This window comes from Alphaproteobacteria bacterium, assembly GCA_035625915.1.
Classification (GTDB): Bacteria; Pseudomonadota; Alphaproteobacteria; order JACZXZ01; family JACZXZ01; genus DATDHA01.
In genome coordinates this window covers 13708-26433 of record DASPOR010000079.1, presented here as the reverse complement: position 1 = coordinate 26433, position 12726 = coordinate 13708, and the positions used below count along the sequence as shown (strand labels likewise).

Sequence of the window (12726 nt, the reverse complement as noted above, 5' to 3'; positions counted from 1 at the left end):
GCAATCCGCTATTTCATTTTCATCCGCACTGGGCACGGTGGCGCAAAAGGTGGTCGGCCAACACAATCGCCATCATGGCTTCGCCGACGGGTACCGCGCGTATGCCGACGCACGGATCGTGGCGCCCCTTGGTGACGACCTCGACCTCCTCGCCATTCGCGTTGACGCCTTGTTGCGGGATGAGAATCGAACTCGTCGGCTTGACCGCAAATCGCACGACGACGTCGGCGCCGTTCGAAATGCCGCCAAGCGTGCCACCCGCATGATTTGTGACGAATACCGGCTTGCCGTCGCGCATGCGCATCGTGTCGTGGGCTTCTTCGCCGGGGGTAGCGGCCCCTGCGAAACCGTCGCCGATTTCGACGGCCTTGACCGCATTGATGCTCATCATCGCCTTGGCAAGGTCGGCGTCGAGCTTGTCGTAGATCGGCTCGCCCAACCCGGCCGGCACGCCGGAGGCATGCACTTCGACGATCGCCCCCGCGGAGGAGCCTCGCTTGCGGATGGCGTCGAGCTCGACCTCCCAGGCCTTGGCGGCAGCCGCATCCGGGCAGAAGAAGGGATTCTGTTCGACTTGAGTCCAGTCCCATCGGTGGGGGTCGATCTTGTGCGGGCCCATTTGGATCATGGCGCCGAGGATTGACACGCGGTCGCCCAGGATCAGGCGTGCGATGGCGCCCGCCGCCACTCGGCACGCCGTCTCCCGCGCCGACGCCCGTCCCCCGCCGCGGTAATCGCGGATTCCGTATTTTGCCTGGTAGGTATAGTCCGCGTGGCCGGGACGGTAGAGATCCTTGATCTCGCTATAGTCTTTCGAGCGCTGGTCGACGTTCTCGATGAGGAGGGAGATCGGAGTCCCGGTCGTGGCCCCTTCGAATGTGCCCGACAGGATCCTCACCTGATCTGGCTCCCGGCGCTGGGTCGTGAAACGGGATTGGCCCGGCCGGCGCTTGTCCAGCCACTTTTGGATATCTGCTTCGGCCAGCGGAATACGCGGCGGCACGCCATCGACCACGCATCCGATCGCGGGGCCATGGCTTTCGCCCCAAGTCGTGTAGCGAAATGCGTGTCCGAAGCTGTTGCCGGGCATTATGAAGCATCCCCGCGCATCGGTGCTTCCGTCATAGGGTGGTCTTGACGGTCTGTAGAAGTTCCTTGATGGCGGGGACCGCGTCGACCGCCATCATTCCGACGACGTGATATCCCGCGTCGACATGGTGGATCTCGCCTGTCACGCCGGCGCCGAGATCGCTCAGCAAATAGAGTGCGGCCCCGCCGACCTGGTCTGTCGTGATGTTGTGCTTCAAGGGCGCGTTATGCTCGTTCCACTTGAGGATGTAGCGGAAGTCGCCGATGCCCGAAGCCGCCAGCGTCTTGACAGGTCCTGCCGAAATGGCATTCACGCGAACCTGCTGTCCGCCGAGGTCGACAGCCAGATAGCGCACGCTCGCCTCGAGTGCTGCCTTGGCCACGCCCATGACGTTGTAGTGGGGCATGACCTTCTCCGCACCGTAATAGCTCAGCGTCAGGAGACTCCCGCCCTGGGGCATCAGTCGTGCGGCGCGACGCGCCATATCGGTGAACGAATAACAGGAGACCAGCATCGTCTGGACGAAATTGTCCTTACTCGTATTGACGTATTTGCCCGTCAGCTCATTGCGGTCGGAGAAGGCGATCGCATGCACGATGAAATCGATGGAACCCCAACGACTCGCCATCGCATCGAACACGGCATCCAAGCTCGCACTGTCCATCGCGTCGCAAAGCAGCACGAGTGGCGCATTCACCGATTCGGCAAGCGGACGCACGCGCCGCTCGAGCTGGTCGATCTGGTAGGTGAGCGCCAGCTCCGCACCGTGCGCTGCGAGTGTCTTGGCAATACCCCAAGCCATCGACCGGTCGTTCGCCACGCCCATGACGAGACCGCGCTTGCCGTTCATTAGTGACGCTGCTTGGGTCATTGTCGCCCCTTTCGCTGCCCTTTGCGTGAATTACAGGAATGACTTACCGGGCCGGCGCATCCTACACAAAAGCTCGAGGGGGTCAAAGCGACCTCCCGCCGACGCGGGAATTCAATCGCATCAGACACTTCTCAAGAAACCGCGACTTTTGCCTCGCTATCCGGCTTGCACCGGATCGGCCTTGGGGCAAGGCTCCCCGACACGGGAAACGGCTGGATGGGATGGCCCGGCGAAAGCCTATTGGCTGACTATTTTCCAGCTTCCGTCTGGCTGCCGGCAGGCGGTGCCGTAGGCTTGCTGCGTTTGGCCACTGATCGTGACGGTTTGCTGAAACTCGCGGCAATACTGGCCTGCGTCCGTTTGGTAAGTTCTGACGGGCGTTACGGTGCCCGAATGGCCCGTATCCGGATTCTGCCAAGCGCTCGACTGGCCGATAGGAGTCGTTTCGAGGCTCGTCTGGGTCGTGCGCTGCATCGCCAGCTGGTCCGCGCGGTCTAGAGACTTGCCGATCTCGCTTCCGACGAAGGCGCCGAGCAGGCCGCCTACCACGGTGGCCGCCACATTGCCTGAGCCGTGGCCGATCTGATTGCCGATCAAGGCCCCAACGCCTGCCCCCCCGATCGTGCCGACCGTCTGCTTCGTTCCGCCGAGCGGGGTCTCGGTCTCACCGTTCGGTCCTTGAGTGCAGGCGGCCAGACTAAGAACTATCATTGCCGCAACGGTGATATTTTTGAATGTCATCAACGAACCTCGCTTGTTGCCGCTAATCCCGAACCCTTCCGGGCCAGGGCGATATCGGTCATGATGTAGCGGACCTGTCGGAATACGACAAGACCGCCTTCGACCTATGCTGCGCTCCCGAAAAGCGCGGCGGACAAGGCGACGAATGCTCGCCGGAAATGCAGCATTTGTCAGGCAGGATGGTGGATCGCGATCTATATCAAACGCGGCGCGTTGCCGCACCTAGCCAGAGAAATCGTGTTGAACGTGTCATGAACGAAAATTCGTCCGAGGATCCGATAAAGCTTTTCCGCCAATGGCTGAAGGAAGCCGAGACCGGAGAGCCTTCAGACGCCAACGCCGTGGCGCTGGCCACGGCGGACGCCCGTGGTGTGCCCTCGGCACGCATGGTGCTCCTTAAGGATGTCGATTCGGCGGGCTTTGTGTTCTACACGAACACCGAAAGTCGAAAAGGACGCGAACTCGTGGAGAACCCGCATGCCGCACTTTGCTTTCATTGGAAGTCCCTGCGCCGCCAGGTGCGTATCGAAGGGACAGTCATGCCCGTCTCCGCCGAGGAGGCGGACGCCTATTTCGCGACGCGGCATCGGCAAAGCCAGATTGGCGCCTGGGCTTCCCAGCAATCGAGACCGCTTGCAGGGATTTTCGAACTCGAGCGAAAAGTGGCTCAATACGCGGCAAAATACGGCTTCGGCCAAGTGCCGCGCCCGCCCTATTGGTCGGGCTTTCGTGTCGCACCGTCGCGCATCGAATTCTGGCGTGAGCGCCCCTTTCGATTGCACGAGCGCGTCGTCTATCGGCGCCAAGGGAATGGCTGGCGGACCGAGCGGCTCTATCCTTGATCCTTGATCGCTGAGGAGGCGATTGCGCGATGATCCAAGCGTCGGTTACGAGCACGAGGAACGCGCGCTTGATGACCGCGGCAACCCATGCTTCGGTGGCTGCCGCGGCCGTGCTGATCGTCGCGAAGATCGCCGCCTTTCTGGTGACCGATTCGGTTGCTCTGCTTTCGACCCTGATCGATTCGCTACTCGACGCTGCAGCTTCAATCATCAATCTGCTCGCCGTGCGCCACGCATTGACGCCGGCCGACCGAGAGCATCGTTTCGGCCACGGCAAGGCGGAGTCGCTCGCCGGGCTTGGCCAGTCCGCGTTCATTGCCGGCTCGGCGGTGTTCTTGATATTCGAGGCCGGCCATCGCCTCTTTGACGTCCAACCGGTGCATAACGGCGCCATCGGCATGGCCGTGATGGCATTTTCAATCGTGGTCACGATCGGCCTGGTCAGTTTTCAGCGCTACGTCGTGCGCGCCACCGGTTCCGTTGCGATCGGCGCCGATGCGCTTCACTACTTCGGCGATCTGCTGGTCAACGGCAGCGTGCTGATATCGCTCTTTCTCGGGATGCAGTTCGGCTGGCACATCCTGGATCCGATATTCGCCATCGGCATCGCCGCATTCATCGTAGCCAGCGCCTGGCAGATATCGCGAAAATCACTCGATCAGCTCATGGACCGAGAGCTGCGCGACGATGCCCGCTCTCGTATCAAGGAGATCGTAACAGAAAATCCGCACGTGGTCGCAATGCACGATCTGCGCACCCGCTCCGCCGGCCCAACGCTCTTCATACAACTTCACCTCGAAATGAATCCGGACATCACGCTCGCGCGTGCCCATGAGATTTCCGATTCGGTCGAGGCAAGGCTTCTAGAAGCCTTCCCAGGCGCAGAAGTAATCATCCACGAGGATCCCGCTGGCATTCCCGAACTGCGCCGGGAGTATGCGCGCTAAATCCGCCGACCGCCGGAAACATTCAGCCGGGAAATGGCCCCGTTGGCCGTGTATGGGCGAGGCGACGCCGAGCGCTGACCGTAGCCGCGTCAGGCGGGAGACAGTTTACGACGCAGGCAAGATTTGAGGACGGCCGATATGCGCAGGCCGAGCCACGTGGTCGAAGATCAGAGCGAAGCGATCGCATTCCTCGCCGACCCACGGAGTCATGGTGGCGCTTCGGTGACGCGCGTGGATACCCACGGCGCTGTCGTCATCCTTGTCGGGGAGCGGGCATTGAAGCTTAAGCGCGCAGTGCGTTTCCCTTATATGGACTTTTCCACGGTAGAGCTGCGCAGGCGGGCGTGCGAGGCTGAGGTAAGGCTTAATTTGCGCACGGCACCTCGGCTTTATTTGGGCGCTCAGCCGATCGTCCGCGCGGCATCCGGTGCGCTTGCCGTCGGCGGCGTCGGAGAAACGGTCGACTGGGTCGTCGTGATGCGGCGTTTCGATCAATCCTTGCTCTTCGACCGGCTCGCCAAACGCGGCGCACTCGACGCAAATCTCATGACCGAACTCACCGATGCGATCTTGCGCTTTCATGAGAGCGCCGAGCGTCGGCCCGATCAAGGCAACGCCGCGGATTTTGCACGTGTGATTGCCGACAACGATCAAGGTTTGCGAGAAGCGGGAGAGTGCTTTCCGCCCGACGCCGTGGCGCGATTGCGAACGACAAGTGACGCTGCACTCGAACGCGTGCGACCATTACTCGAATCGAGACGCGTGCGCGGCCTTGTGCGTCATTGCCATGGCGACCTCCATTTGCGGAACATCTGTTCCATCGACGGAAGACCGGTACTCTTCGACGCGATCGAATTCAATGAACGCCTCTCCTGCATCGACGTACTATACGATCTGGCGTTCCTGCTTATGGACCTCGATCGCCTGGGCCTGCGCAAATTTGCCAACCTCGTGCTCAACCGTTATTTCTCGGAGGGCACCCGGTTTGACGGCCTCGGCGATCTCTCGGGCCTTGCGACGCTGCCGCTCTTTCTCTCAGCGCGTGCGGCTGTTCGCGCCGTCGTAGGTGTTGCCATGGCATCGGCGCAATCCGATGCCCTCGCCTCACGGCAGCTTCTCGCGGAGGTGAAGCCCTACCTCGGTCTCGCTCTGCAATATGCAGCGCCCCACGCACCTCGGCTCGTGGCGATCGGCGGGCTGTCGGGGAGCGGGAAATCGACCCTCGCGCGCGAAGCAGCACCGAGCATCGATCCTGCACCAGGTGCGATCGTGCTTCGCAGCGACGTGATCCGAAAGCAGCTTATCGGCGTGGCACCACTCGAACGGCTCGGTCCCGAAGCCTATACGGCGGAAATAACCGAGCGGGTCTACACGACCCTCGCCGTGCGTGCGCGGGAGGCCCTGGCGGCGGGGCATGCCGTCGTTACCGATGCGGTGTACGCTCGGCCCGAGGAGCGGCGTTCGATCGAGGCCGTCGCAAGTGGGTGCGGGGTCCGGTTCGATGGACTATGGCTCGAAGCACCGAGCGAAGTGCTTACTTCGAGGATAACCGGCCGGCACAACGACGCCTCGGATGCAACGGTTGCGGTCTTGCACCGCCAGCTTCAGTATTCGCTGGGTCCTATGAGATGGGGCAAAATCGACGTTGGCGGTACTCTTCCGGAGGCGCTCGAACTTGTTCGAAGCAGGCTCGGCATTGCCGGCGCCACTCATTGATCTAGATCACGCAAGTTGCGCCCCCTGGCAGTAATCTCGGGGAAACAGTCATCTCTCGCAACCGGGCCTATGGAGGAGTCGATGGCGATCAAGAGTATCTTAGCTCCGATCACGGGCTACGAGACGACCGACGGCGCGCTGGTTACGGGATTGACGCTCGCGCGAAAGCTCGGTGCCTTCGTGGACGTGCTGCATGTGAAGCCAGATCCGCGAGACGCTCTCAGAATGCTGGGCGAAGGCGCGGCGGGGCCCGTGGTCGCAGATATCATGGCGATGGCCGAGCGGGAGGGGGAAACGCGTGCCAAGACGGCGCATAGCCTCTTCGACAGCGCTTGTCGGGCGGCCAAGGTCGTGGCGTCGGGCGCCAAGGCGGGGGCACGCTTCACGGCCATTGTCGGGCGGATGCCCGACGAAGTGGCTTCGCGCGCGCGCGTCCACGATCTCGTGGTGATGGGACGTGTGCCCGAGGGCAGCGATATCGATTGGCGCCTTACCCTGGAGGCAGCACTTATGGATGGAGGACGCCCCGTTTTGTTGCTGCCGGCCGAAAGGCGCGACACCATCGGCAAGACGATCGCGATCGCGTGGAACGGAAGCGCCGAGGCAGCGCGCGCCGCAACCGCCGCCCTGCCACTCCTCGCCCAGGCGGAGCGCGTTCTCATTCTCTCTGGTGCCAAGGAGGTGCCGGTCGACCCCCCGGTCGAGGCCCTTGCGGATTGGCTCGGCCATCACGGCATCCGGGCCGAACAAAAGCATGTGGCACTCAAGGGCTGGCCGGTCGGTGAACAGCTTGTCGACGAGGCGGCCGCAGCCAAGGCCGATTTCATCGTCATGGGCGGCTATGGGCATAGCCGAATGCGCGAGACGATTTTCGGCGGTGCCACGCGTGCCGTGCTCAATGACGCAAAACTTCCGGTCCTGCTTGCCCATTGAGGCAGGGGCGGGCCGGTCGTCGGGCTGGCGTGTCAGGAAATCAGCCCCTGGCGCGCACGGACAGTCGATGAGGACGCGCCGTATTTGCGACATTAGCGTTACGGCCGATTTCCGCTACACTCGCCGTCATGTCTCATGCCATATCCCAAACCAAGCCGAGGGGGCACGCTACATCGCATGCCTCGGTCGCGACCAAGACGTTGGTGCTCACGGGTGCGAGCCGGGGGATCGGGCACGCCACCGTCAAGCGCTTCTCCGACGAGGGTTGGCGTATCGTCACTTGCAGCCGGGAGGACGTGCCTCCAGACTGCAAGCGCGATCCGAATTGGACGCACCACATCGTCGCCGATCTCGAGGAGCCGTCGAGTGTGGAGGCCTTCACAAAAGAAACACTCGCAATCCTTGGCGGCGACGCCCTTCACGCCCTTGTCAATAACGCAGCGATATCGCCGAAGGCCCCCTTCAAGGAACGTCTCGGTTGCCTCAATGGCGATTTGGCCGAGTGGCGGCGGGTGTACGAGCTGAATTTCTTCGCACCCCTCTCCCTTTCGCGCGGATTGGCGCCCGCACTCGCGAAAGGTAAAGGGTCGATCGTCAACGTCACCTCGATTGCCGGTCACGCAATTCATCCTTTTGCCGGTTCGGCCTATTCCACATCCAAGGCCGCACTTTCAGCACTGACGCGCGAGATGGCGGTCGAATTCGCCGAGATCAGCGTGCGGGTCAACGCCGTCGCCCCTGGGGAAATCGAGACCGCGATGATCGGTCCGGATTACGACCGCTTGATCCCGCGCATTCCGCTTCATCGCATGGGAAAGCCCGAGGAGGTCGCGAGCGTCGTCTTTCAGCTTTGCGAGGGCGATTTCAGCTACGTGACCGGCACGGAGATTTTCGTAACCGGCGGGCAGCACCTTCTCTAGAGCGTGATCGATTGAATTCGAAACCGTCCTAATCGGCACAGAGGTTTCGACATTCAGAGCGGCTTCGTCCCGCTTGTTTTCTCCTGGAGCTTGGATTCGAGCCTGCGGCTTTCGAACCAGCCTTTACGGACTTGAAGCTGAGCGATGTCGTGGTCGAGCCAGCGCGCAAGCCAGCCTTGCCTACTGCAGGCGCGTAGATCGGCGAGCCGATTGATCTCGCCCTCGGTCGCCTCGATCAGAAGATCGAGTTGCTCGCGCTGCTCGGCACCCGAAAGTAAATGGAAGAAGCGCAGCTTGAGCGCGGTCACGAGCTTGTTGAGATCGTCGAGCGGTGCTCGCACACGGCTCTTCAGCAGTGTCAAGAGTTCCGCTCGCCCAGCCTCGGTGATGCGAAGCCGCGTTTTGTCGGGCGGGTCTGCCACACCGTCCGGCTCGACGAGACCTTCGAGGCGCAAAAGCTCGATCGAGGTCCCGAGGATGTCGAGGGACGGTCCCATGATCCGACTCGCGAAATGGCGCACCGCGGAGGCGACTTCGGCGTAGGTTTGCGGTCCGTCTGCCAACAAACCCAGGGCGCAAAGGCGGATGGCCTCGGTCGGAATCAAGGTCTTGTCGCGATACATTCCACAAACCTCCACGCTCGCGTTCGCGGCGAGCGCCCGTCACATATTGTGCCCGAGTGCATCTGGCGGCACAAGCGGACGCCCTTCCCGTGCAAGTTGGATCAGGTCGCGATCGGCCGCCTCCCGCGGGAAGAGAGGTGGGTCATGCCGCGCGATTTGGCAAGGTTTCAACACGCCTGTGCCTTCATGGGCGCGGCGTTATACAGGATCGATTTGCAGTGTTAACCTTACGGGTGTGATCCTGGTCTTCGGTTCGCTCAATATCGATCTTGTGTTTGCGTGCGAATCGCTTCCGCGCGCGGGTGTTACGTTGCTCACACCGTCCTATGCGGTTTTGCCGGGGGGAAAGGGCGCCAATCAAGCCGTCGCCGCCGCGCGAGCAGGTGCTCCGACGATCATGGCGGGTGCGGTCGGCGACGATACGTTCGGCTCCTTGGCGCGCGCCGCACTGGTCGAAAACGGGGTGGACGCGAGCCACGTTGCCCGCGTTGGCGCGCCGACCGGGTGTGCGGCCATCGTGGTCGATCCCAGTGGCGAAAATGCGATCGTCGCTGGAAGCGGTGCAAATCTTGGCGCACGCGCCGCCCAGGTGCCGGATTCGCTGCTCGGCCCGGCGACGACCCTCGTCCTGCAATGCGAGGTGCCGATCGAAGAGAGTACGGCGCTCGCCAAGCGCGCCAAGGCTGCCGGTTGCCGTGTCATTTTGAACTTCGCCCCTGCCGGACTTCTCCCGCCGACACTACTCGACCATGTCGACATCCTTGTGCTTAACGAGCACGAGGCGGCGGCTCTCAAAAACCCGCAAGACCTTGTCAAAGAAGGCCGCGCGTTCGCTGCCCGCGACGGACTTACGATCATCGTGACGCGGGGGCGCGAAGGCTGCGAGGCAATTTTTACAAATGGCGGTCGCCTGCTGGTTCCAGCGCTCCCAGTCGAGCCCGTCGACACGACGGGTGCGGGCGACGCCTTCGTAGGTGTCCTGGCGGCGAGCCTCGATCGAGGATGTTCCATCGAGGATGCCCTGCGTCGCGCGAGCGTGGGTGCCGGCCTTGCATGCCTCGCGCAGGGTGCTCAATCCTCGATGCCACCATTGCAGTCGGTCGAAGCCAATCTCGCGGCACTTCCCGCTCTGACCGCAATGCCCCCGACGACGTAACGCGCATCTCGCCCCGCGCTCGACACGCGAAACCGATGCCGCTAGACTCGGCGGTTCTCACCAACAGAGGGTTGTAGCCCCAATGGCCATCATCAACCGTATCGCTGAATTTCAGCCGGACATGACCGCATGGCGTCATCATATCCACGCACATCCGGAGACCGCGTTCGAAGAGCGTGCAACATCGGATTTCGTCGCGAAGACGCTCCAGTCGTTCGGTATTCCGATTCATCGCGGGCTCGCCGGCACGGGCGTGGTTGGAACCATCCAGGGCAGTCGAGGCAACGGCCGCTCGATTGCGTTGCGCGCCGATATGGACGCCCTCCACGTTCAGGAGAAGAACGATTTTTCGCATCGCTCCCAGAACCCCGGGCGCATGCACGCATGCGGCCATGACGGGCACACGACGATGCTGCTCGGCGCTGCGCGTTATCTCGCGGAGACGCGCAACTTCGCGGGCACCGTGCACGTGATATTTCAGCCTGCCGAGGAAAACGAGGGTGGCGCTCGGGTCATGCTCGAGGAAGGGCTGTTCGACAAATTTCCCGTCGAGGCCGTTTATGGCATGCATAATTGGCCGGGGCAGCCGGTCGGCACGATTGCCGTCCGGCCGGGGCCGATGATGGCGGCTTTCGATATCTTCGAGCTTACTGTCTCCGGGCGCGGGTCGCACGCTGCCATGCCCCATCGAGGGGTGGACCCGGTTGTCGCCGCCGCACAGATCGTGACGGCGTTGCAAACGATCGCAAGCCGCAATACCGACCCGATCGACGCGGTGGTCGTCTCGGTCACGCAGATCCACGGCGGAGACACCTGGAACGTCATCCCGGACGACATCGTGTTGCGCGGCACTTGCCGGGCTTTTCGCCCCGAGGTTCACGATACGATCGAGCCTTCGATTCGCCGTGTCGCGGAGGGTGTTTGCGCAGCACTCGGGACGCGAATGACGCTCCGCTACGAGCGGCGCTATCCCCCGACGGTCAATAGTGCGACGGAAACCGAGCGGGCTGCGTCCGCGGCCGCCGAGATCGTCGGTGAAAGCAACGTCATCCGCGACCCCATTCCCAGCATGGGCTCCGAGGATTTTGCCTTCATGCTTCAGAAAAAGCCCGGCTGCTACGTCTGGATCGGAAATGGCCCCGCCGAAGGTGGGTGCGGGCTTCACAATCCACATTACGATTTCAATGACGACGTGTTGCCCATCGGTGCGAGCTATTGGGTCAAGTTGGTCGAGCAGACGATGGCACGATAGGTCAGCGCTCGACTGGATGTTCGAAATCGAGCGTCAACCGGAAGGCGTCACGTCGCAGAAGAAATAGGGCAAATAGCCGATGTTGGACGGCACTGTCTGGCACTGGGTGGGGTCGATTGCAAGCCCGTAGTCGGCGAGGTACTTCCTGGCGAAGGCAGTCTCGTTCGGGTTGTACAATGCCTTGATCGGCCCGCGATGCGTCGCAACGATCCGTCTCATTTCGGCGTTGAAACGGACGGATGGCTCATAAGGTCCGGTGAAGCCGCCATGAATGCGCAAGAAGCGCACAGCGGGTGGAAACGTCGGGATGAGATATGAAAGCGGCTCGTGCCCCGTAATGAGAACGATCGTCCGGGCAGGGTCTTCGATCTTGGGTGGGGTTGCCGTAACCCACCGCTCGGTCCAAGGCACACGGCCCCAATCCGGCACCTTCATTGTAAGAACGGCAAGCGCCAGTAGTGCCACCGACGTCGCCGAGATTGCCCGCCCGGAAATCGGCAACAGCGCGATCGCAAGCACGATCGCAAGGGGAGCAAGCATCTCGGATATCATTAGATAGCGGTAAATGCAGAACATGATCACCCACGCGAGGTAGGCGAGTGCCAAGGCGATCAAGAGATAACCGCTTTCAAGCGGCGCTGCGACTGTGCCCGAACTCGGCACGCCCTTCAACTTGCGGTATGCGACACTGACCCCCGCGAGAGGTACTGCCACAAAACAAATGAGGATGCGGAGGTCGCGAAAATCGGCCTCGGCGGTGAGATGCGGGTCCTGGAGATAGGCAAAGGGGAAAAAAATGCGCGCGGAGAGGCTATCCGGAAAATAAAAGACGTCGCGGTAATCGAAGGGGAGCGCCCACGGCGAGCGGAAGATCTGATTGAAAAAAGGAAAGGTCGGATTGCCGTAGCTGCGCCAGAGGTGAAGCATCCAGAATCCGTCGCTCAGTCCTATCCCGCCCAGCACGCCGACGCCGAAAACGATAGCACGCGCAAGCCGGCGCCCGGGCGGTGCCGGCACGAAAAGAAAGGCGCAGCAAAGTCCGATCGCCCAGATGACCGCGGGCTGTTTCAAGCCGACCGCGATGCCAGCGATGAAGCCCGCCAAAAGCAAATGCGGTGCTGCCGCCCTTGCAGTACCACGCAAAATCGGATCGGGTCGCCGCACGACAAGCCAAAGTGCCGTGAGCGGCCCGAGGCTGACGACGTTGTCGTAGAAAGTCGTTCCCAGCTCCGACAAAGCGCCGGCGCCAACCATCCCGAGGAGAGCGAGGGCTGCCGCGATCCACTTCCGCCGTTGTTCGGGCTCGATGCGCAGAGTGCGATAAGCAACCCCGTAGAGAGGCAGGACGTTGAGCCCTTGCACGGTTCCGAGCAGGAAGCCGACGACCCTTGCCGGCCACGTCTCGGCCGTCACAAAGAATGGCACGTCGATTGTCGGATTGAAAAATGCCGGAACCTGCGCCACGAGGAGATCGTAGTTTTCGCGCCCCGTGAGAAAGGCATAGGCGTTGTAGTAGTGATAGTTCCGCAGATCCCAGTTCGCGTCCATGCCGAGGGCAAGCGTCGCGGCGCCGAAAGCGAACGGGATGAATGCAAGGACGACGGCGATTGGAATTCGCGACATGGACGGATGACG

General features: G+C 62.1%; 12 protein-coding genes. 7 read left to right on the top strand and 5 right to left on the bottom strand.

Features of this window, described 5'->3' with window-relative positions:
• Window positions 1-19: 19 nt before the first annotated feature.
• The 3 genes from aroC to VEJ16_06560 all read right to left on the bottom strand — a co-directional run bounded on the left by aroC (window position 20) and on the right by VEJ16_06560 (window position 2702).
• The gene (gene aroC, locus VEJ16_06570; protein ID HYB09314.1) at window positions 20-1090 is read right to left on the bottom strand and encodes a chorismate synthase; all 1071 of its coding nucleotides are present in this window, start codon (window positions 1088-1090) and stop codon (window positions 20-22) included.
• A 31-nt stretch (window positions 1091-1121) separates the two neighbouring features.
• Window positions 1122-1961, bottom strand: coding sequence for an enoyl-ACP reductase FabI (gene fabI, locus VEJ16_06565; GenBank protein HYB09313.1), 840 nt, complete (start codon window positions 1959-1961; stop codon window positions 1122-1124).
• Window positions 1962-2198: 237 nt separating this feature from the next.
• The gene (locus VEJ16_06560; GenBank protein ID HYB09312.1) at window positions 2199-2702 is read right to left on the bottom strand and encodes an RT0821/Lpp0805 family surface protein; all 504 of its coding nucleotides are present in this window, start codon (window positions 2700-2702) and stop codon (window positions 2199-2201) included.
• Window positions 2703-2953: 251 nt separating this feature from the next.
• Here VEJ16_06560 and pdxH point away from each other — a divergent pair, with 251 nt between their 5' ends.
• The 5 genes from pdxH (at window position 2954) to VEJ16_06535 (ending at window position 8060) form a co-directional block, all read left to right on the top strand.
• A complete protein-coding gene (pdxH, locus tag VEJ16_06555) occupies window positions 2954-3544 on the top strand; it encodes a pyridoxamine 5'-phosphate oxidase (protein HYB09311.1) in 591 nt (196 codons plus the stop codon).
• A 29-nt stretch (window positions 3545-3573) separates the two neighbouring features.
• A complete protein-coding gene (locus tag VEJ16_06550; protein ID HYB09310.1) occupies window positions 3574-4491 on the top strand; it encodes a cation diffusion facilitator family transporter in 918 nt (305 codons plus the stop codon).
• Window positions 4492-4629: 138 nt separating this feature from the next.
• On the top strand, window positions 4630-6207 hold the full coding sequence (locus VEJ16_06545) for an AAA family ATPase (protein ID HYB09309.1): 1578 nt from the start codon (window positions 4630-4632) through the stop codon (window positions 6205-6207).
• An 81-nt stretch (window positions 6208-6288) separates the two neighbouring features.
• Window positions 6289-7140, top strand: a complete 852-nt coding sequence (locus VEJ16_06540; protein ID HYB09308.1) for a universal stress protein — start codon at window positions 6289-6291, stop codon at window positions 7138-7140.
• A gap of 128 nt (window positions 7141-7268) precedes the next feature.
• Window positions 7269-8060: an SDR family oxidoreductase gene (locus tag VEJ16_06535; GenBank protein ID HYB09307.1), complete on the top strand. Its 792-nt coding sequence runs from the start codon at window positions 7269-7271 to the stop codon at window positions 8058-8060.
• Window positions 8061-8113: 53 nt separating this feature from the next.
• Here the strand turns inward: VEJ16_06535 and VEJ16_06530 are convergent, their stop codons facing one another.
• Window positions 8114-8683, bottom strand: a complete 570-nt coding sequence (locus tag VEJ16_06530; GenBank protein ID HYB09306.1) for a hypothetical protein — start codon at window positions 8681-8683, stop codon at window positions 8114-8116.
• A 235-nt stretch (window positions 8684-8918) separates the two neighbouring features.
• On the opposite strand from VEJ16_06530, the gene VEJ16_06525 reads away from it, so the two are divergent.
• Both VEJ16_06525 and VEJ16_06520 read left to right on the top strand, forming a co-directional pair.
• Window positions 8919-9839 (top strand): ribokinase, encoded by a 921-nt coding sequence (locus VEJ16_06525; GenBank protein HYB09305.1) that lies wholly within the window; start codon window positions 8919-8921, stop codon window positions 9837-9839.
• A gap of 82 nt (window positions 9840-9921) precedes the next feature.
• Window positions 9922-11091, top strand: a complete 1170-nt coding sequence (locus tag VEJ16_06520; protein ID HYB09304.1) for a M20 aminoacylase family protein — start codon at window positions 9922-9924, stop codon at window positions 11089-11091.
• 33 nt (window positions 11092-11124) lie between these two features.
• Here VEJ16_06520 and VEJ16_06515 read toward each other — a convergent pair whose 3' ends face one another.
• The gene (locus VEJ16_06515) at window positions 11125-12714 is read right to left on the bottom strand and encodes a hypothetical protein (protein HYB09303.1); all 1590 of its coding nucleotides are present in this window, start codon (window positions 12712-12714) and stop codon (window positions 11125-11127) included.
• Between the last annotated feature and the right edge of the window lie 12 nt (window positions 12715-12726).